The following is a 19,165-nucleotide window of genomic DNA, read 5'->3' as shown; positions in this document are numbered from 1 at the left end:
CCAACAAACGGGTGTCGATGCGCTCTGCGGCCATCACGCCCCATCTCCTCCGATGCCCGCACCACGCGGACACATCGCAGGCACTTCGGCGCACCACCCCGCCCGGCTTGGTGTCGGATCCCCGGAGCCCTCGAAGTTCACCCGTGCGAGCTGACGTGCGGTCAGTCCCTTGACGGCAGGCCCTGACTGCGGACAGCACCGGCGAACCGAGGTGCCGCGCCGGGTGCGCGGCCGGTCCTCGTCAGCAACCGGCCGTGGGGGCGATGGCCGGCGGCGCCACGAGGGTGCAGGCCGGCCCCGGCCGGTCGGCGACCAAGGTGATCACACCGTGGCGCGCTGACGGAGCCGTCGGTCCCGGAGTCTCGGGGCCGGTGCAGTGGGCGTGAGCCAAGTGCTCGGCCCGCAGGCGGTGGAAGGGGCTCTCCGCCGCCGGGCCCATGTAGGGCAGAAGCTCGGGAACCAGCCGGTCCGGCACGAACACCACCTTCGCGCCCGGGCGCAGGAGCACGTCCAGGTCCAGGAGCAGTTGGGCGGCGCGGCTGGGAGGGTAGCCGCTGACCAGGGCGAGGGAGAGCGCGGGCAGGCCCAGGGTCGGCAGGAGCAGCGGGTCGCCCGTGAGCCTGGTGACGTGCGGCCCGACGCTGCCGCCCGGCGACCTGAGGGTGGTGAGTGCGAGGACGGGGCTGTGGCGCTCGGCCAGGGAGCGGGCCAGGTCTGCGGCCCGGGCACCGACCGTGAGGACCGGGCCCACCGCCGACCAGCCGGTCGCCTCGATGACCGCGTGGCGCAGCTGGACCGCGCATCGTTGGGGGTGGGGGCTGCCACAGGGGGCTTGTCGGGGCGTCACGTTGATGACTCCTCAAGTGAGGGTGCGCCCCGTCGTGAGTGCCGGGGAGCTTGCGGGAGTCTTCGGGGTGAGGCGTTGGTCGGCTTGGCCCGGCGGGTGGGGTTCACCCGTGGACGTGCTTCACGGCGAGCTGGGTCGGCCGTTCGGGTGATGCCACCAGTCCGGGGTACGGAGGTCTTCGAAGTGGTGGTGTGCGCGCCGTTCGTTTCAGGTGAGACGGCGGGCACGGGTGGGGCCCGGAGGAGGTGTCGGGTCCCACCACCCGGCCTCAGGAGCCGGGCGAGGTCTTCACGTACAGCCGGGCGTTCAGAGAACGATCAGGCCCAGACCCAGCAGGCCGTAGCCGTGGTGGCCGTTGCCCTGCCAGTGGCCGCTGCTCCAGTCGGTGCTGGAGTAGAAGGTCGTGCTCTCGCTGTAGTGGACGTTCCTGGTGGAGGCCTCCACCTGGTGTCCGTAGAACTGCTCCGAGCCGCGGGTGGAGGCGAAGGCGGAACCGGCGGCCGGGACGGCGACGATACCGGCGGCGAGGGCGGTGGTGGCCACGAGACGGGTCATGCGCTTGTTCACGGAGTGTCACCTCCGTTCCGGAGGCGGCGGGTTCCGCCTCCGCCACCGACGCTAGGCAGCGCCACGCCCGCCCGCCGGCTGCGCCACCTGGCTGTCGGACGGGCGGCGTTCCCCATTGGACGCTTTATCCCCCCGGGAATTGAGGATGGCATCACCGGGGATTTGGTCATACATTTGGAAGCGGCAAATCATCTGCCCTTTTCTGAGGTGACAGAAAATGACCAGGAAAATTGCTCGGTCCATTGCGTCATGCTCGCTCGCCGTGACGGCGGTGGCCGTCCCGATCGCTGCGGCCTCCACCGCCGGCGCGGCTCAGGCCCGTTCGGTCAGCGTCTCCAGTAGTTCCTCGGCCTCGTTCTCCACCAGGCACTACAACCAGTCGTTCACGGCCCACACCAGCCACATCAGCGTCAACGTGACCACCCACGGGCACTGGGGCTACTACCCCGGCTGGGGCTGGGGCTGGTACTACGGTGGCCTGTGGTACGGCGTGGGAGGAATCGTCATCCTCCTCTGAACGGCCGTATTTCCGCGACTGAGGGTGACCCTTTTCAGGGTCACCCTCAGTCGCGGAAAGGAATCTTCCAAATGTGACCAATCCGTACCGTCTCCGGCTTCGAATGGCCTTTTCGAATTCACTTCGGTGGATTCTTCCGAAACGGTACGGGCGGACTCAGTGGGCGCGTTGGAGATCGCGGAGCCACATTCCCGTTGCGGCGAAGGCCGCGACCGCGAGGGTGACGGTCGCGGTGGCGGTGCCCTGGCCGGTCAGGTACCAGGCGGCCGGAGCGGTGACGGCTCCCGCCGCGGTCCCGGTCAGGGCGCAGCGGAGCTGCCACCCTCGCTCCGGAGGTGGCGGGGAGCGGTACGGCAGCGGGGGTTCGGGGCGGTCGTCCCAGCCGGTCGGTTCGCGGGAGTGCAGGTGGTCGGAGGGGACGAGCGAGCTGCCGTCGGGGAGCACGAGGACCACGCGGCCGCCGGCCGTCCGTTGGTGGACCGTCACCGCGGTCGCGTCGGCCGCGTCGCTGCCGCGCAGGGCGGCTTCGCCCCGGCCCGGCATGACCGGTTGCCAGCCCTCGTGCACGGCGCCGGACGGGCCGTGCCACCGTACGTGGACCACCGGGCGGGAGGCGTTGCGGCCGTGGGAAGCCCGGCCGGCCCGGGCGGTGCCGGGCACGGACGGGCTCCGGAGGACCAGCAGGTACCGGGCTGCCCGCCCCGTCCAGAACACCGCGACTGCGGCGCCGACCGCTGCCGACAGCAGGAGCGGGACGAGCTGCAGGTCCCGCAGGGCGGAGACGTCCTCGGCCTCGGCGGGCACGGCCCGGGGATCGGTGCCGTCGGGGTCGTAGCGCAGCGGGTAGGCGTCGCCCGGGTGGTAGCGGTCGGGGTCGGTGAGGGCGAACCGCCCGCTGTGCCGGGCACCGTGCGCGTCGGTCCACGTCACCACGGCGGACGAGCCCCTGCCGCGGTCGACGCGTTCGACCCGGCCGACGGCGGTCGCGGTGGCCCGTTCGACCTCGGCGTTCGTGCGGGCCAACGCCAGCCAGAAGGCGACGGGAACGGCGGCGCACAGCGCCAGGACGAGGGCCAACTTGCCGAGTACGGCCCTCAGTTCCGAGCGCAGCACGATCGCTTCCTTCTCTGGTGTCGCATCCTGAGGGTCTCCGCAGCCGTCCGTCCGATGACGGGGACCGGGGCGGGCCGGGCGGGGGGAGGGGCGGACCGAACGTCGGTCGTGCCCTCCGCCGGGGCGAGGGGAGCGCGGGTCGTCAGGCGGTGACCTCGATGGTGGTGCTCACCGGCTGGCCGGCCGGGGACGGCGCCGGGCCCGGGGCGGTGCGTCCGAGGATGCCGCTCAGCAGCGCGGTCAGGTCGACGCCGGTGGTGGAGTTGAGCAGTTCGAGACCCTGGGTGACGTTGTCGGCGACCGTCCTGGTGAGCTGGCTCGCGCCGTCGGTGGAGATCACCGTGAGCTTGTCGATCGCACTCAGCGGCTCGGAAGCCTTGCCGACGACCTGGGGCAGGGCCTCGACCAGCATCTGTATCACCGCCGCGTCGCCGTACTGGGCGAGCGCCTCGGCCTTCTTGCGCATCGCCTCGGCCTCGGCGAGTCCCCGGGCCGCGATGGCGGAGGCGCCCGCTTCGCCCTCGATCCGCACCGCCTCCGCGAGCGCGGCGCGGTGCGCCTGCTCGCCCAGACCGGTGAGGCGGGCACGCTCGGCCTCCGCCTCGGCCTCCTTGACCAGAGCGACCTTGCGGGCCTCGGCCTGCTGCTCGGCCTGGTAGCGGGCCGCGTCGGCGGGCTTGCGGACCTGGGTGTCGAGCTGACGGTCGGTCAGGGCGGCCTGCCGCTCGGCGACCTTCTCCTGCTCGGTGAGCACCTCCTGCTGGCGGGCCGCTTCGGCGAGCGGGCCGGCGGCGTTCGCCTTGGCGGTCGCGGCCTCGGTCTCCACCCGGATCTCGGCCTGCTTCAGGTAGAAGGTGCGCTCGGCGACCGCGACCTCCTCGGCGGCCTTCAGCCGTGCCTGCTCCGAGGCCCGCCGGGCGTTCGACTCGGCGATGTCGGCCTCCTGCTTGGCCCGGGCCGCCTCGGGCCGGCCGAGGTCCTCGAGGTAGGTGCCCTCGGTGGTGATGTCCTGGATCTGGAAGGCGTCCAGGACCAGGCCCTGGCCGGAGAGGCTGGCCTCCGCCTCCTCGGCGACCTGGCCGGCGAAGGCCGCGCGGTCGCGGATGACGTCCTCCACCGACATCCGCCCCACGATCGCGCGCAGGGCGCCGGAGAGGACCTCCTGGGTGAAGCGGACGATGCCGTCCTGCTGCTTGAGGAAGCGCTGGGCGGCGGCGCGGATGGCGTCCTCGTTGCCGCCGACCTTGACGATCGCCACCCCGTCGAGGTTGGCCTTCACGCCGCGCAGGGTGACGGCGCCGCGCACCGCGATCGGGATGTGCCGGCTGGAGAGGTCGAGGGTGAACTTCTGCTGCACGAACGGCACGACGAAGACCCCGCCGCCGACGACGACCTTCTGGCCGCTGTTGTCCGTGCTGACGCGGCCCGTCTCGGGGTTGGTCGAGGTCTTGCCGCGGCGGCCGGTGATGATGAAGGCCTCGCTCGGCCCCGCGACCTTGTAGCGGGTGACGACGACGAGGACGAGCAGCAGCAGGAGGACGAACACTCCGGCGACGGCGGTGACTACTACTGGACTCATGAGGTGTCCCCCTTCGCCCCGTGGAGGGCGGCTGATGGTTCGCTCCGGGTGCTCCGGAGTTGTGCGCGGGTGGGCCGGGTCGGTCAGGGCCGGGTGGGGCGGACCGTGACGGCGGTGGGCGACAGCACGCCGTCGACCCACACCTGCTTGCCGCGCTCGATCGCGGCGGTGCTGCGCGCAGAGACCTTCACGGGCTGCCCGCCGGAGCGCAGCAGGACCTCGCCGAAGCCGTCCGGCCGGATCTCGGTGACGACGGTGCCCGTCGTTCCGACGAGGCCCTCGGCGGTGGGCGTGGCGACGGTGCGATCCCGCCTCAGTGCCCGGTTGAACGCCCAGGTCAGCCCGCCTGTCGCGGTTCCCGCCAGGAGGCCGGCCACGACTGCCGCGGGCGTTCCCAGCGAGGTGACGCCGTGGACGAGAGCGCCGACGAAGCCGAACATCGCGACGAACCCGGCGGCGACCGGCAGCGACAGCAGCCCGTCGAGCGCACCGGCTGACGCACCGTCGAAGAGGCCGTCGAGCAGCCCGTCCAGCACCAAGGAGAGGGCGAGGACGGCGATGCCCGCGAGGCCCAGCCCCAGGAACAACGCCATGCCCCGCCCCCTCCTCGTGGTGCTCCCCCGTCGGGCTGAATCGTTGCAGGAGAGGGCCGTGGAGTTCATTGCCGTGTCCCGGCAGTCTTTACGTGCTCTTAATGCCGTCCCACGGCAGCTTCCGACCCGGACGGGTCGGGGGCGATGACCAGCATGGTCTCGGCGAGCCCCGAAAACCTCGGCGAGTGGTGCCGGCGGCGGGCGATCACCGATACTTCCGGGAAGCGGAAGACAGGAGCACGGCGTGACCCAGGCGGTACCGGACAGCCATCTGGCGGCGTACGCGCGCGTCCTGGAGCAGGTCGCCGACACCGGCCGCAGGCTGAGCCGGGACGAACTCGAGGCCTGCCGCCTGGCGGGCGAGCAGGCGGCCGAAACGGGGCAGAGCCTGCGCGCCGCCGTCCGCGCCCACCTGGCCGCCACCCGGACCGCGTGGCCCGCCGCAGGATCGGAGCGCACCACCACGGTGCTGGCCGCCGTGGAGCAGGCGGTGGACGCCTTCGCGGAGGGCCACGAGCGCGCCCAGCGCCTGGCGGTGCGTCAGGAGGAGACCGCCCGGCGCGAGTTCATCGACGACCTGCTCTACGGGCGCAGCGACCTGGGCCGGCTGGCGGAGCGGGCCAAGCACTTCGGGCTGCTGCTCTCGCACGCGCACGCGGTCGCCGTCGCCCAGGGGCCGGACGCCTACTCCGACGGCGATCCGGTCACCCGGCAGGTGGACAGCGCGCTGATCCACCGCTTCGGCAACCGCCGGATCCTGCTCACCACCAAGGAGGGCCGCCTGGTGTGCGTCGCACCGGGCGACGAGGACGACGTGCTCGACTACTTCGCCCAGCAGACGAGCGCTGCCACAGGCCGTGCCCTGGTGGCGATCGGCCGTCCGCACCCGGGCGCCGGCGGTATCGTCCACTCCTACGAGGAGGCCCTCGGCGCACTGGACCTCGCCGGGAAGATGGACCTGCCAGGACCCGTCCTGCGCGCCTCCGACCTGTTGGTCTTCCCGGTCCTGAGCCGGGACCGGCAGGCACTGGCCGACCTGGTGACCGGTGTGCTGGACCCGCTCCGCAAGGCCCGCGGCGGGCCGGCCACGCTGCTGGAGACACTGTCGGTGTACTTCGACTCCGGTTGCGTCTCGGCCGAGGCGGCGCGCCGGCTGCGCCTGAGCGTGCGGGCCCTGACCTACCGACTCGAGCGGGTGCAACGGCTGACCGGCTCCGACCCGACGGACCCGGTGCACCGCTACACCCTGCAGACCGCCGTCATCGGTGCCCGGCTGTTGGACTGGCCTGCGACCGACCCCTCGGGTTGAGTGTCACGGCTGCCTGGAACGATGCGTGGAGATCGGCGCCGCCATCGGGTTCCGATCGCCACGATCCGGGGAGCGCGGGCGTGCTGACCCTTCGTCAGGCCGTCTGTGTGATCGTCCACGACACGAGTGCCGGGCCGACGTGGACCGTCCTCGGGGGCAAGGTTGAGGAGGGCGAACGCCCCGTCGTGCAAGGGGTCCGGGGGATCAAGTGTCGCCGTTGTCGTTCGCGAGGGCGGCGTTCGGCCTGGTGACGGGAGCGTGGCCACCGTCGGCTCGGATGCGCGCGACGATCCTCTCGAGTTCGCCGAGGGTGTCCTGGCTGAGCAGGGAGGGGTCGGCTTCGAGCATGGCGGCGACGTACTCTCCGATGCGCTGCGGTGTGAGGTCGTCCCTCACGTCCAGTTCCTCGGGACCGGCCTCGCCCTCGTTCACGATCCGGGCGTTGCGCAGGAGTCGGAGTTGACCGTCGCTGTAGATCCTGGCCGTCAGGGCGGAGGCGAACCGTCTGCGCGCCTCCGTGCCGCTCATGGTCGTCCGCTGGTCGTTCGGAGCGGTCTCGACCTCCTGGTGGATCTCCGCTGCATCGCCGGCCCGGCGGCCGATCGCGCGCTTGCGGGTGATGCTGCTCCACCTGGCCTTCACGGACGGCAGCGCCCGTTCGTTCCACCGCGTCCGCACTGCCGGCAGCGCTTGCTCGGACCACCACTTGATGACGTGCGGCGCGGCCTTCTCGGCCAGTTTGAGGCCGACCTCGACGAGCACCTCGGCGAGGAACTCCGCGTTCTCCTGCCGCTTCCGGGCTCGGGCCTCCTCCTCGTGGCGGTCGTAGCGGTCGTAGTGGTCGTCGCCGGGTTGGTCGTACAGCTGATACCCGATCGGTTCCGGCTCGTCGTCCTTGAGGAAGATCTCGGCCTGACCCACCTGGTTGGTGTCGGGGTCGCGCGTCATCCCGCGGTTCGCGCCCGCGGTCTTCCTCGACTGCGTCAGCCGTGAGCCCTTCCGGACCCTGACGACGGCCTCGTACTCGTCGTACTCGTTGCTGTCCACTGCCCCACCCTCGACCGCGTGATGCTCTGGACACTGTACGGCCGGCCGTCCCGGCCCGTGGGTCGGAACGGCCGGCAGGAAGGGGGGTGACGAGGGGTCAGGCGGGGGTGGGCAGGGTCTCCGGGAGGGCGGGGATGCCGGCGGCGCTGGGGAGGATGTGGGTGTGGGGGTGGGAGGCGAGGTAGGCCTGGTCGACCTTGCCGGTGAGGACGCCGACGACGACGCCCGCGCCGGCGTTGGTGCCGGCCTGGAGGTCGACGGCGGTGTCGCCGGCGGCGAGGACGGCGCGGACGTCGAGGACGCCGGTCTTCTCCATGGCGCGGTGGATCATGTACGGGGCGGGGCGGCCGCGGCCGACCTCGTCGGAGGTGACCACGGCGTCGAGGTTGCCGCCCTCGCCGGTGGACCAGCCGATGGCGGCGAGCAGCGGGATGGCGACGTCGTCGCTGAAGCCGGTGGTGAGGGCGACCTTGATGCCGCGGGAGCGCAGCTCGGCGAGGGCCTGCTCGACGCCGGGGAGGGGCTGCGGCGGAGTTGCCAGGTAGGCCTCGCGCAGGTACTCGGCGAAGGCCAGGTAGCTCTCCTCGACCAGCTCGGGGGTGGGGGTGCCGCCGCCGAGGCGGACCAGGGCGTCGATGGCCTCGCGCTTGTCGGTGCCCATCCAGGTCTGCAGGTCCTCGTCGGCGACGGCGACGCCGTTGCGCTCCACGGCGGCGCGCAGCGCCTGGTAGACCGCGCCGGCCTCGTCGATGGTGGTGCCGGCCATGTCCAGTACGGCGAGCTCGATCACGTGTCAGTCCTCTTCGGTGCGGGTGCGGGTGCGGTGGTGTTGACGGGAGCGGGAGCGGGAGCGGGTGCGGTGGCGGGGGAGCGGCCGGCGACGGTGCGGCCTTCGAGGGTGTTCTCGATCGTGAAGGTGGCCATCGCGGGGAGGTAGCGGTCGTCGCCGTACTCCAGCGGTTCCCCGTCGCTGGAGGAGGTGATCCGGCGGACCCGCAGCAGCGGATCGCGGGGCCGGACCTCCAGCAGCTCGGCGTCGGCCGCTCCGGCGGCGATGGCGTCGATGGTGTGCCGGGCGCGGTACAGGTCCACGCCGCGGCGGAGCAGTTCGGCGTTGACCGAACCGGAGTCCGGGTCGAAGTCGAACAGGTGGCGGCCGACCTCCGCGACGAAGCTGGAGCGTTCCAGCATCGCGGGGACGCCGTCGAGCAGCCGCAGGCGGACCAGCTCGACCACGTGGTCGTCCTCGGTCAGGCCGAGCCGGGAGGCGGCCGGCTGGGAGGCGCGGCGGCGGGAGACCTCGACCGTCCGCTGCCCGGGCTCCCGGCCGATCGACTCGGCCCACTCGGTGAAGGAGAGGAAGGTCGCGAACGGCTGCGAGGGCGCGGTGCGGCGGGCCACGGGCGGGCGGCCGCGGCCACCGACCAGGTTGCCCTCGCGGCGCAGCGTGGCCAGGGCCTGGCGGACCGGGCCCCGGGAGACGCCGAACTCGGCGCACAACTGGGCCTCGGTGGGCACCGGTTGGCCCTCGGGCCAGGCCCCGGTGTTGATCCGGCGCAGGAGCTCCACGCTGAGCCGCTGGTGCAGCGGCCCCTCCGAAGTTGTCTTCACAACTCGACTATGACACTACGTCGGCGGATTCCCAAGAGGTGACCTGAGGTGCGATTTTCCTGGTGAACATCAGATGTCGCCCAGATGAGCAGACGGAAAGTTGTCTATACAGCCATTGACAGGTGCTCGGCCGGAGGGAAGTCTGGGCGGCATGAGCACCGCACCTTCTGACCTGGTCGTCGTCGGGGCCGGCATCGTCGGCCTCGCACACGCCTTCGAGGCCCTCGCCAACGGCCTGTCCGTCACCGTCGTCGAACGCGACCGGCGCCCGGTGGGCGCGTCCGTCCGCAACTTCGGACACTGCTGCATCGGCGCCCAGTCAGGGGAGTTGCTCGACATCGCCCGGCTCTCCCGCGGCGGCTGGCTGCGCGCGGCCGCGGCCGCCGGGTTCTGGGCGCGCGAGGCCGGCGCCCTGGTGGTGGCCCGCTCGGAGGCCGAGGCGGCCGTCCTCGAGGAGCTGCACGCCGACCGGGGCGGGGACGCGGTGCGGCTGCGCAGCGCGGCCGAGACCGCCGAGGCGCTCGGCCGGCCGGCCGTGGGCGACCTGGTCGGCGGGGCGTTCCTCCCCGACGACCTGCGGGTGAACCCGCGCGAGGCGGCTCCCGCGCTGGCGGCGTGGATCGCCGAGCAGCCCGGCGCCGAGATCCGGTGGGGCACCTCCGTCACCGGCGTGGAGCCCGGCACCGTGCACACCAGCCGCGGCCCGGTGCACGGCCGTCAGATCCTGGTCTGCGTCGGCCACGACCTCGACCACCTCTTCCCGGAGCCGGCCGAGCGCCACGGGATCGAGCGCTGCCGCCTGAACATGGCCCGGGTCAAGGCCCCCGCCGCCTTCCGCACCGACTCCGCCGTGCTGACGGCCACCTCGATGCTGCGCTACGACGCTTTCACCGCGCAGCCCTCGGCGGCCCGGCTGCGCGAGGAAGTCCTCGCCCACAGCCCGGAGTTGGTGGAGATCGGCGCCAACGTCATGTTCACCGGCCTGCCGGACGGCACCATCCTGGCGGGGGACTCCCACCACTACGACGACACCACCCCGCCGTTCCTGGACGAGCGGGTCTCCCGGCTGCTGCTCGACGCGATCGCCGACGTGCTGGGCGTCGAGCGACTGGAGGTCCTCGAACGCTGGCAGGGTGTCTACGCCAGCAGCGCCCGCGGCCCGCTGCTGGTCCGCGACCTCGCCCCCGGCGTGCGGGCCCTGTCGGTCACCTCGGGCGTCGGCATGACTCTCTCCTTCGGCCTCGCGGCCCGCACCTTCGCGGGCACCCTGGAGCCGACCGAGCTGGAGCCGACCGAGCTGGAGCCGACCGCGCTCTGACGGCCCGTCGGGCGGGCGGTAGGTCGCGGGAGCCCGTGCGGCCGAAGGGCTGACCTGCGGCGTGGTGCCGCCGGGGGCCCGGCTGATGATCACCTAACCTGACGCGGTGTCACCGGGCCCGGTGGCGTACGGCTGCGCGGACGGAGCGGTGCGGTGGGTGCAGCGGACACGCACGCGGTGTCGCGGGGGTCGAGGCTGCGGTCCTGGCTGCTGGAGGGCCTGGCCGACCGGGCCAAGCAGCACCCGGGGCCGCACGCGGACGGCCCGGAGGGGCACAAGGGCGCGCGCTGGTGGCGGGTGATGTGCCTGACCGGACTGGACTACTTCTCCACCCTCGGCTACCAGCCCGGCATCGCGGCGCTGGCGGCCGGGCTGCTGTCGCCGGTGGCGACCATCGTGCTGGTGGTGGTCACCCTGGCGGGCGCGCTGCCGGTGTACCGGCGGGTGGCCGCGGAGAGCCCGCACGGCGAGGGGTCGATCGCGATGCTGGAGCGGCTGCTGTCGTTCTGGCAGGGGAAGTTGTTCGTGCTGGCGCTGCTGGGCTTCGCCGTCACCGACTTCATGATCACCATCACGCTGTCGGCGGCCGACGCCACCGCCCACCTGGTGGAGAACCCGCACCTGCACGACGCGCTGTCGGGGCGTCAGGTGCTGATCACGCTGGTGCTGATCGCGTTGCTGGGCGCCGTGTTCCTCAAGGGGTTCAGCGAGGCGATGGGCGTCGCGGTGGTGCTGGTCGCGGTCTACCTGGCGCTGAACGTGGTCGTGGTGGGCAACGGGCTGTGGCAGCTGACCCAGGAGCCGCACGTCGTCCAGGACTGGTCCTCGGCCCTGACGACCGAGCACGGCAACGTGTTCGCGATGATCGGGGTCGCCCTGGTGGTCTTCCCCAAGCTGGCGCTGGGCCTGTCCGGGTTCGAGACGGGCGTGGCGGTGATGCCGCACATCGAGGGCGACCCCGGCGACACCGAGGAGCGCCCGACCGGCCGGATCCGGGGCGCGCGCAAGCTGCTGACCACCGCCGCGCTGATCATGAGCACCTTCCTGATCACCAGTAGCTTCGTCACCACGCTGCTGATCCCGGAGTCCGCCTTCGAGGTCGGCGGCCCGGCCAACGGGCGGGCGCTGGCCTACCTGGCGCACGAGAACCTTGGCAACACCTTCGGCAGCGTCTACGACCTCTCCACCATCCTGATCCTGTGGTTCGCCGGAGCCTCCGCGATGGCCGGCATGCTCAACCTGCTGCCGCGCTACCTGCCCCGCTACGGCATGGCCCCGGCCTGGGCGAGGGCGGTGCGGCCGATGGTGATCGTGCTGACCCTGATCGCCTTCCTGGTGACCTGGATCTTCGACGCCTCGGTGGACGCCCAGGGCGGCGCCTACGCCACCGGCGTCCTGGTGCTGATCACCTCGGCGGCCATCGCCGTGACCATCGCGGCTCGCAAGGCCCGCCAGCGCGGCTGGACCGTCGCCTTCGCCACCATCGCGGCGGTCTTCGTCTACACCACCGGCGACAACGTCGCCGAGCGCCCGGACGGGGTGAAGATCGGCGCCTGCTTCATCGCCGCGATCGTGCTGGTCTCGCTGCTCTCGCGGCTCAAGCGCGCCTTCGAACTGCGGGTCACCGACGTGGTGCTGGACGAGGCGGCCGAGCGCTTCCTGCGGGACTACACCCACCGGCCGCTGCGCCTGGTCGCCAACGAGCCGGACCGGCGGGACCTGGCCGAGTACCGGGACAAGAAGCGGCAGATCCGCGCCGACAACGACATCCCCGAGGAGGACGACCTGGTCTTCGTCGAGGTCACGGTCAGGGACCCCTCCGAGTTCGAGGCCGAGCTGACGGTGTGCGGCGAGGTGCTGCACGACCGCTACCGGGTGCTCACCCTGGAGAGCTCCAGCGTCCCCAACGCCCTGGCCGCGCTGCTCCTGACGGTCCGTGACCGCACCGGCCTGCGGCCGCACATCTACTTCGAGTGGACCGAGGGCAGCCCCTTCGCCCAGTTCTTCCGCTTCTTCCTGCTCGGCCAGGGCGAGGTCGCCCCGGTCACCCGCGAGGTCCTCCGCGAGGCCGAGCCGGACCGCTCCCGGCGCCCCCGCGTCCACGTCGGGTAGGGCGGACGGGAGACGTCCGGAGGAGGGGCGGGGGCAACGCACCGGTCCTGCCGGTGCCAATGGGGTGTCAAGATCGGTGGCAGCGGCGCAAGAAGGGCGTCAGGGGATCCCGGGAGGACGCGTCGCCGACCCTAGGTTGGTCACGTCGGGAGCCGGGGCGGTCCGTGGGGGACGCTCCGGCTCCCAGCCTGGCGAGGCGCCAACATCGCGACAGGGAGCGGGTGTTGAGCAACGGTCGCCCACCGGTACGGTGGTCCGTGGGCGTAGCGTCAGCACCGTGCCCGCCGCCGGCTTCGGTGGCCGGACCCTGCCCGAGGAGAGGAACAGCCATGCCGCAGTGCGCGTGCACCGAGGACTCCGAGCCGTGTGAACCCGTCCCGGCCGGACCGCTCTACGTGCCCGTCCGGCCGGGACCGACGGGGCTCACCGCCCGGTTCTTCCGCACGGCGCTCGGCGCCCGGACGGCCGTCGGTTTCACCACCGGGCAGCTGCTGGCCGCCGCGCTCGGTCCGCAGCAGCCGTGGATCCGGCTCGCCGAACCGGCCCTGCGCGCACTCGCCGAGCCGATGGGCGTCACCGTGCTCACCGTGGATCCCCAACTCTCCGCTCCCGCACCCGCCGTGGACACCTGGGACCCCCTGCGGATCGACGCCCCCCGAACCACCGCCCGCCGCCACCTCCCGATCGGCTGAGGGCCCCTCGTGTCCATCGCGCGGCCCACCGCCCACCCGACCGTGTGGGTGCCCGACGAGGCCGGGCTCCGCGACCGGTGCCGTTCCTACCGCTCCGCCTTCCCGGACGCCGACGTGGTGCACGTGGCGCCGCCGTACCTCTGCGGCCCCGTCGTCCGGTGGGTCCGGGAGGAGGGGCTTGGCCTGGAGGTGCGCTCGACGAGGGAGTTGGCCCTGGCGGTGGCGGCCGGTCTCCCGCCGGGGCGGATCCTGCTGCACGGCGGTGCCGGGAGCCCCGAGGTCCTGCGCGCCGCGGTGGAACTCGGCGTGGGGCGCATCGTCCTCGACAGCGCTTCGGAGAGCGCGCGGCTGGCCGCGCTGGTCGCGCCGGGTACCCGCCAGCAGGTGCTGCTCTCGGTGCTGCCGGGCGTCGGGACGGGTGGACGCACGCTCGCCGGCCCGGCCGGCCCGGCCGGCCCGAGGCCCGGCCTCTGCGTCACCGACGGATCCGCCCAGCATGCCATCGCCCGCCTCGTCCGCCGGCCCGAGCTCGAACTCGTCGGCCTCTCCTGCCAGGTCGGTGCCCAGCCCGGGACGCTCAAGCCGTACCTGGCCGCCGTACGCCGGATGGTCGGGCTGATGGCCCGGACGAGGGAGCAACACGGAATCCAGCTGAGGCAGTTGGACCTCGGCGGCGGGAGCGCGTCCGAGGGGCGGGCGAGCCTGACTCCGCCCGTGCTGTCCGCCCTGGCCCACCGCCTCCGGGCCGAACTGGCCCACGGCTGCGCCCAGGCGGGCCTCGCGGTGCCCGGGCTGACCCTGGAGCCGGGCCGCGAGGTCACCGGCCCCGCCGGGCCGACTGACGACCGGTCCTTCAGGACGCCTGCCGACCCGATGGAGTGAGGGGCCGACGCCTGCCGCGGCTCCCCGGAACCCGTCCTCCCGGCGGTGCGCCTCGACCGAGGCGGACCGTCAGTTCGTGCGGCCGGAGCCGGCCGCGCCGCGTGGGTCGGTGGTGGCGACCAGGGCCGGACCGGCCGCGCCGCGGACCGCCACCGGGTGGACCCTCCCACGGGGGGAGGGTCCACGATGGGGGCGTGCACGAGGAGCTACTCACCATCGGGCGGTTCGCCCGCCTGTGCCGGCTGAGCGTCAAGCAGCTGCGGCACTACGACGACACCGGCCTGCTGGCGCCCGCCCGGGTGGACGGGGCCACCGGCTACCGGTACTACGAACCGGCCCAGGCGCGGGACGCGCTGACCATCGCGCTGCTGCGCGAGATGGACCTTCCGTTGGCCGTGATCGCCCGGGCCTTGGCCGCGGGGCCGGGGCAGCGGGCGGAGATCCTGCGCGCCGAGCGGGACAGGGTGGCCGAGCGGATCCGGCGGGACGAGGTGCGGCTGGGCCTGCTGGAGCGGCTGGCGGAGGGCGGTCTGCCGGGGCGGGGCTACGCGGTGACGGTGGTTCAGGAGCCGGAGCTGCGGCTGGCCGTGGTCCGGGGCGACTGCGCTCCCGACCGGATCGCCGAGGCCTTCGGGGCGTGCGCGGGCCGTCTGCTGCCCGCGCTGGCCCGCTCCGGCACGGGGTGGGAGCCCCCGCTGTGGGGGCTGTACCCGCTGGACCTGGCGGAGTCGACGGGCATCGCCGTCGGCGCGCGGACCGTGGCGGCGGAGGTGGAGGGCCTGGAGACCGTGGTCCTGCCGGGCGGGCCGGTGGTGGAGACCACGCACACCGGGTCGTACGCCCAACTCCCGCTCGCCTACCACGCGTTGTTCGCCGCCGTGCACGAGCGCGGGCTGCACCCGCTGGCCCCGGCCCGGGAGGCGTACCTGGTCGGCCCGCACGAGGCGCCGCAGGAGGAACTGGTGACCCGGCTGGTGATCCCGGTCCGCGAGAGCGAGGAGCAGAGCGCATGAGCACGGTGGCCGGTGTGGAGACCCGGGGCGGGCAGCACTGCGAGACCACGGCCTTGGGGGTGCTGCTGCGGCACGAAGGGATCGACCTGTCCGAGCCGATGCTCTTCGGGCTCGGCGCCGGGCTTTCCTTCGTCTACTGGGACGGCAAGGGCATGGACTTCCCCTTCCTGGGCGGCCGGGTCAGGCCCTTCGAGCTCACCCGCAACCTGGCCGCCCGGCTGGGCTTGGACCTGGTGGTCCGGGAGACCAGCTCCCCCGGCAGGGCCTGGGAGAACGTACGGGCGGCGGTGGAGGACGGCCGCCCGGTGGGGCTCCAGCTCGACAGCCACTACCTGGAGTACTTCACCTCGGAGGCGCACTTCGCCGGTCACGTGGTGGCCCTGTACGGATACGAGGACGGCCGGGCACTGCTGGTGGACACGGCGCAGCAGGGCGGCGCCGTCTCCACCGGTCTGGCGAGCCTCGCGGAGGCCAGGGCGGCTCGGGGTCCGATGGCCGCCAAGCACCGCTCCTTCACCCTGGCGGCACCGGCCGCCGGAACGCTCGACCCGTACCGGCAGATCGTGCCCGCCGTCACCGCCTGCGCCGAGGCCTTCCTCAACCCGCCGATCGCCAACCTCGGTCACCGCGGCATCGCCAAGACGGCCAAGATGGTGGGTGGTTGGCGCGAGCGCGCCGCGGATCCGGAGCGCGACCTGCCGCAGGCCGCCCTGCTGATGGAACGGGCCGGCACCGGTGGTGCGCTGTTCCGCAACCTCTACCGGGACTTCCTCGCGGAGTGCCTCGGGCTGATCGGCGGGGACCGGCTGCGCACCGGCCACGCGCTGTACGCCGAGGCGGCCGGGCTCTGGACGGAGGTGGCGGCCCTGGTCGGACGGGCCGGTGCCCCGGACGGGCAGGCCCGACTCGACGAAGCGGCGTCGCTGCTGGGCGAGTTGGCCCGGATCGAGCGCGAGGCCGTGCAGGTGCTGAGCCGGCTGGAGGAGCGGTGAGCCGACGGGAGAGCAGGTGGGCCGGCGGTGTCCGGCCGGGCCTCAGGCCGGGCCCCGGCCAGGGGTGGTGAGGAGGCCGAGGCCCTCACGGGTGGCGGCGACCACGACCCGGTCGCCGGGGGAGAGCAGGTGGGTGGGGGCCGGGTTCCAGAGGAGTTCGGGCTCGGCGGTGTAGGGGCTGGTGAGGTCGGGGCGGCGTTCGGCGGGGTCGGCCAGGTCGAGGGCCAGGATGCGCCAGGAGCCCGGGCGTTGGGCCTCGCCGATGGTGCGGTCGGCGAGGTGGGGGTTGCCGGTGACGTCGAGGGCGGCGACCAGCAGGACCTCGCGGCCGATGGCGATGGCGCCGAGCACCTGACGCCCCATCATCGCGGAGGCGAAGGCGGGCGCGGAGAGGAAGGAGACGCTGCGGCTGCGGGTGTCGGCCTGGGGGTAGGAGGCGCGCAGGGCGCGGTAGACGTCGTTGGCGAAGCCGTCGTCGAACAGCCGGAGCACGACCCGGAGCCGGGGGTCGCTCTCGCGGGCGGCCAGCGCCGCCTCCAGGTTGGTGCCGTCCTCGCTGGTGAGGACGAGCAGGGCGCGGCTGTGGCCGATCCTGGCGGCCTCCAGGACACCGTCCTGGGTGGCGTCGCCGATGACCACCGGGACGTCGTAGGTACGGGCGCGGGCGATGCCCTGGGCGGTGGGGGAGCGGTCCACGCAGACCACGGGGATGCCCAGCTCCCAGAGCCGGTCGAGGACGCGGCTGCCGACCCGGCCGAGGCCGACCAGCACGACGTGCCCGGTCAGGCCGGACGGCGGGCGGCGCAGGGCGGAGGCGGAGCGGAAGGTGCCGAGGGCGTCCAGACTGAGGGCGATCAGGAACGGCATCAGCAGCATCCCGCTCACGGCGGAGACCAGTTGGAGGGTCTTGCCGCCGGGGCCGGCCTCGGCGGCCGGGTCCGAGATGCCGAGCACGTCGAGGGTGACCAACCAGGCCGCGTGCACGGGGGGTTGGCCGGTGACCAGCCAGGCGACGGCGGTGAGGACGAGCAGCAGTAGGGCCAGTCCGGCCAGGGCCCAGCGCAGCCGCGGGGTGAAGAGTTCGGCCAGTGGGAGGCGGTTGAGGTCGGGCAGCCGGCGGGGCCGGGGCGGGGTGGTCGGGCCGAGCAGTTCCAGGACGGTGCGGGGGCCGGAGGCCGGGACGTCGGCCGGGTCGGGCAGCGCGACCTGGGCGGGGCGGCCGTCGGGGTGCGGCGACCCCGGGGCGGGGGCGGCCAGGACGGCGAGTTCGGTGCCCTCGGCGCGGGCCCCGGGCTCCAGTTCGGCGACCCGCAGCAGCCTGCCGTCGACGGGCAGGGCGTGGGTGTGGCCGCCCAGGACGGCGGCGACCAGGGCCGGGGCGGCCGTGGCGGAGGCGGACAGCACGGTGGTGGAGGCCGTGAGCGAGCCCGGGGCCAGGCCGGGGTCGCGGGCCAGGGCGGCGCGGTCGAGGAGCTGCTCGACCCGGGTGCCCAGGCGCCGGTTGAAGACCCGCACCACCAGGCGCAGGTCGGGGTTGAGGCGGCGGGCCCGGAGCGCGGCCTGCAGGTTGGCCTGGTCGTCCTCGGAGGTGAGGGCGAGCGCCGCGGCGCGCGGCACCCCGGCGGCGACGAGCGCCGCGGCATCGGTCTCGGCGGCCTCGACGGTGCTGACCCGCAGCCCCCGGTCGGCGGCGAGCGCGGTGATCTGGGGTCCGTGCCCGTGCAGCCGGGACGGGAGGACCACCACGACCTCCTGCCGGTAGAGGGTGGCGAGTTCGAGCGCGATGCGGTGGGCGAGCGCGTCGTTGCCGCAGACCACCATGTGCCCGGAGAGCTCCGGCGGCCGCGCCGGCTCCCGGGGGAGCGGGAGCGGCAGCGGGGGCTGCTCGAACCCGGGCGGTTGGTGCTGCTGGGGCGGGTGGGATGGATGGGGCGGGATCGAAGTGCTCACCGGCACAGTCTGGCCGTCACCGGACCCCTCGGGCACACCGGACAACGATTGTTGACGACCTGTCACCTGCGGCCGGGCTCAGGGCAGCAGCAGCCGGCTGCCCGGGGGGAGGGCGCCGGTGCGGGCGGCTTCGGTGAGGTGGGTGAGCAGGGCGGTGCGGAACTCGGCGGCCGCGCGGCTGAGGGGGACCTCGCGGCCGTGCGCGAGGGCGATGGTGCGGCCCAGGCCGGGGCAGGTGAAGGGGGTGACGTGCAGGCCCGAGCGGGCGGCGACCATGCCGGGGAGGACGGCCGGGCCGAGGCCCGCCCGGACGGAGGCGAGGACGGCGTCCATCTCGCCGCCCTCGACCGCGTAGACGGGCTCGAAGCCGGCCCGGCGGCAGGCGGCCAGGGTGGTCTCCCGGACGTCGTAGCCCTCGCGGAACATCACCAGCGGGCGGTCCCGCAGGTCCTCGATCCGGGCCCGGCGCCCGGCCGCCGGGGCGGTGGCGGAGACCAGGACCAGCTCCTCGTGCAGCACCTCGGTGACGGCCAGCGAGACCGGCCCGCCACCGGCCGGCGGGACCACCAGGGCGAGGTCCAACTCGCCCGCCTCCAGGGCGCTTTCGAGCCCGCGCGAGCCGCCCTCGCGCAGCTGCAGGTCGACCCCGGGGTGGGCGGATCGGAAGGTCCGCAGTACGTCCGGGACCAGGCTGACGCACAGGCTCGGCGGAGCCCCGAAGCGCACCCGGCCGCGCCGCAGCTGGACGGTCTCCTGCACCGCGCGGCGGGCCGACTCGGTGTCGGCCAGGATGCGCCGGGCCAGCGGCAGCAGGGCCTCGCCCGCGTCGGTGAGGGTGGCCCCCGTCCGGGCGCGGTGGAACAGCGCGGCCCCCAACTCCCGCTCCAGGGACCGGATCTGCTGGGAGAGGGAGGGCTGCGCGACCAGCTCCCGCTCGGCGGCCCGGGTGAAGTTGCGGGTCTCGGCGACGGCGGTGAAGTAGCGGAGCTGCTGGAGCTGCATCCACCCATCATAGGCTCTGCC

Annotated in this window: 18 protein-coding genes; 8 read left to right on the top strand and 10 right to left on the bottom strand. The window is 73.7% G+C overall.

The genetic code is table 11. The features are described from left to right. Positions 1–241: 241 nt before the first annotated feature. Positions 242–847, bottom strand: coding sequence for a hypothetical protein (locus ACWCYY_RS37410; protein ID WP_449798584.1), 606 nt, complete (start codon positions 845–847; stop codon positions 242–244). A gap of 306 nt (positions 848–1,153) precedes the next feature. Next, the gene (locus ACWCYY_RS37405) at positions 1,154–1,414 is read right to left on the bottom strand and encodes a hypothetical protein (RefSeq protein ID WP_449798583.1); all 261 of its coding nucleotides are present in this window, start codon (positions 1,412–1,414) and stop codon (positions 1,154–1,156) included. Positions 1,415–1,676: 262 nt separating this feature from the next. On the opposite strand from ACWCYY_RS37405, the gene ACWCYY_RS37400 reads away from it, so the two are divergent. Next, positions 1,677–1,931 carry a hypothetical protein gene (locus ACWCYY_RS37400; RefSeq protein ID WP_449798582.1) on the top strand — a complete coding sequence of 85 codons (255 nt, stop codon included), beginning with the start codon at positions 1,677–1,679 and terminating at the stop codon, positions 1,929–1,931. 156 nt (positions 1,932–2,087) lie between these two features. Here ACWCYY_RS37400 and ACWCYY_RS37395 read toward each other — a convergent pair whose 3' ends face one another. The 3 genes from ACWCYY_RS37395 to ACWCYY_RS37385 form a co-directional block, all read right to left on the bottom strand. Further along, positions 2,088–3,044, bottom strand: a complete 957-nt coding sequence (locus ACWCYY_RS37395; RefSeq protein WP_449798581.1) for a hypothetical protein — start codon at positions 3,042–3,044, stop codon at positions 2,088–2,090. A 142-nt stretch (positions 3,045–3,186) separates the two neighbouring features. Further along, entirely contained in the window at positions 3,187–4,623 is a 1,437-nt protein-coding gene (locus tag ACWCYY_RS37390; RefSeq protein WP_449798580.1) for a flotillin family protein, read from the bottom strand. An 83-nt stretch (positions 4,624–4,706) separates the two neighbouring features. Next, the gene (locus ACWCYY_RS37385) at positions 4,707–5,216 is read right to left on the bottom strand and encodes a hypothetical protein (protein ID WP_449798579.1); all 510 of its coding nucleotides are present in this window, start codon (positions 5,214–5,216) and stop codon (positions 4,707–4,709) included. Between the two features lie 244 nt (positions 5,217–5,460). On the opposite strand from ACWCYY_RS37385, the gene ACWCYY_RS37380 reads away from it, so the two are divergent. Beyond that, a complete protein-coding gene (locus ACWCYY_RS37380; protein ID WP_345280420.1) occupies positions 5,461–6,525 on the top strand; it encodes a PucR family transcriptional regulator in 1,065 nt (354 codons plus the stop codon). 204 nt (positions 6,526–6,729) lie between these two features. Here ACWCYY_RS37380 and ACWCYY_RS37375 read toward each other — a convergent pair whose 3' ends face one another. The 3 genes from ACWCYY_RS37375 to ACWCYY_RS37365 all read right to left on the bottom strand — a co-directional run bounded on the left by ACWCYY_RS37375 (position 6,730) and on the right by ACWCYY_RS37365 (position 9,183). Next, entirely contained in the window at positions 6,730–7,572 is an 843-nt protein-coding gene (locus ACWCYY_RS37375) for a hypothetical protein (RefSeq protein WP_449798578.1), read from the bottom strand. 97 nt (positions 7,573–7,669) lie between these two features. Next, positions 7,670–8,362 carry a phosphonatase-like hydrolase gene (locus tag ACWCYY_RS37370; RefSeq protein WP_449798577.1) on the bottom strand — a complete coding sequence of 231 codons (693 nt, stop codon included), beginning with the start codon at positions 8,360–8,362 and terminating at the stop codon, positions 7,670–7,672. Next, a complete protein-coding gene (locus ACWCYY_RS37365; RefSeq protein WP_449798576.1) occupies positions 8,359–9,183 on the bottom strand; it encodes a GntR family transcriptional regulator in 825 nt (274 codons plus the stop codon). The genes ACWCYY_RS37370 and ACWCYY_RS37365 overlap by 4 nt, the downstream gene beginning before the upstream one ends. Positions 9,184–9,334: 151 nt before the next feature. Here ACWCYY_RS37365 and ACWCYY_RS37360 point away from each other — a divergent pair, with 151 nt between their 5' ends. From ACWCYY_RS37360 to ACWCYY_RS37335, 6 genes are all read left to right on the top strand, one after another. Continuing rightward, entirely contained in the window at positions 9,335–10,501 is a 1,167-nt protein-coding gene (locus ACWCYY_RS37360; RefSeq protein WP_449798575.1) for a TIGR03364 family FAD-dependent oxidoreductase, read from the top strand. Positions 10,502–10,654: 153 nt separating this feature from the next. Next, on the top strand, positions 10,655–12,613 hold the full coding sequence (locus ACWCYY_RS37355; protein ID WP_449798574.1) for an amino acid transporter: 1,959 nt from the start codon (positions 10,655–10,657) through the stop codon (positions 12,611–12,613). Between the two features lie 329 nt (positions 12,614–12,942). Beyond that, positions 12,943–13,305: an SAV_915 family protein gene (locus tag ACWCYY_RS37350; RefSeq protein ID WP_345280403.1), complete on the top strand. Its 363-nt coding sequence runs from the start codon at positions 12,943–12,945 to the stop codon at positions 13,303–13,305. A gap of 9 nt (positions 13,306–13,314) precedes the next feature. Further along, positions 13,315–14,187, top strand: coding sequence for a diaminopimelate decarboxylase family protein (locus tag ACWCYY_RS37345; protein ID WP_449798573.1), 873 nt, complete (start codon positions 13,315–13,317; stop codon positions 14,185–14,187). 194 nt (positions 14,188–14,381) lie between these two features. Beyond that, positions 14,382–15,200, top strand: a complete 819-nt coding sequence (locus tag ACWCYY_RS37340) for a MerR family transcriptional regulator (RefSeq protein WP_345280401.1) — start codon at positions 14,382–14,384, stop codon at positions 15,198–15,200. Further along, entirely contained in the window at positions 15,197–16,192 is a 996-nt protein-coding gene (locus tag ACWCYY_RS37335) for a BtrH N-terminal domain-containing protein (protein WP_449798572.1), read from the top strand. The genes ACWCYY_RS37340 and ACWCYY_RS37335 overlap by 4 nt, the downstream gene beginning before the upstream one ends. 42 nt (positions 16,193–16,234) lie before the next feature. Here the strand turns inward: ACWCYY_RS37335 and ACWCYY_RS37330 are convergent, their stop codons facing one another. Further along, positions 16,235–18,142: an NAD-binding protein gene (locus ACWCYY_RS37330; RefSeq protein WP_449798571.1), complete on the bottom strand. Its 1,908-nt coding sequence runs from the start codon at positions 18,140–18,142 to the stop codon at positions 16,235–16,237. A gap of 78 nt (positions 18,143–18,220) precedes the next feature. Further along, positions 18,221–19,144 (bottom strand): LysR family transcriptional regulator, encoded by a 924-nt coding sequence (locus tag ACWCYY_RS37325; protein WP_449798570.1) that lies wholly within the window; start codon positions 19,142–19,144, stop codon positions 18,221–18,223. Between the last annotated feature and the right edge of the window lie 21 nt (positions 19,145–19,165).

It is taken from the genome of Kitasatospora sp. NPDC001664 (assembly GCF_053596675.1).
The sequence above is the reverse complement of the archived record's forward strand: the minus strand, read 5'-3'. Positions and strand labels throughout refer to the sequence as shown.

What these genes read in the sequence shown, in the direction of transcription:
- ACWCYY_RS37390 (WP_449798580.1), bottom strand. Translation starts at nt 4,623, where the DNA reads ATGAGTCCAGTAGTAGTCACCGCCGTCGCCGGAGTGTTCGTCCTCCTG.
- ACWCYY_RS37385 (WP_449798579.1), bottom strand. Translation starts at nt 5,216, where the DNA reads ATGGCGTTGTTCCTGGGGCTGGGCCTCGCGGGCATCGCCGTCCTCGCC.
- ACWCYY_RS37360 (WP_449798575.1), top strand. Translation starts at nt 9,335, where the DNA reads ATGAGCACCGCACCTTCTGACCTGGTCGTCGTCGGGGCCGGCATCGTC.
- ACWCYY_RS37350 (WP_345280403.1), top strand. Translation starts at nt 12,943, where the DNA reads ATGCCGCAGTGCGCGTGCACCGAGGACTCCGAGCCGTGTGAACCCGTC.
- ACWCYY_RS37335 (WP_449798572.1), top strand. Translation starts at nt 15,197, where the DNA reads ATGAGCACGGTGGCCGGTGTGGAGACCCGGGGCGGGCAGCACTGCGAG.
- ACWCYY_RS37325 (WP_449798570.1), bottom strand. Translation starts at nt 19,144, where the DNA reads ATGCAGCTCCAGCAGCTCCGCTACTTCACCGCCGTCGCCGAGACCCGC.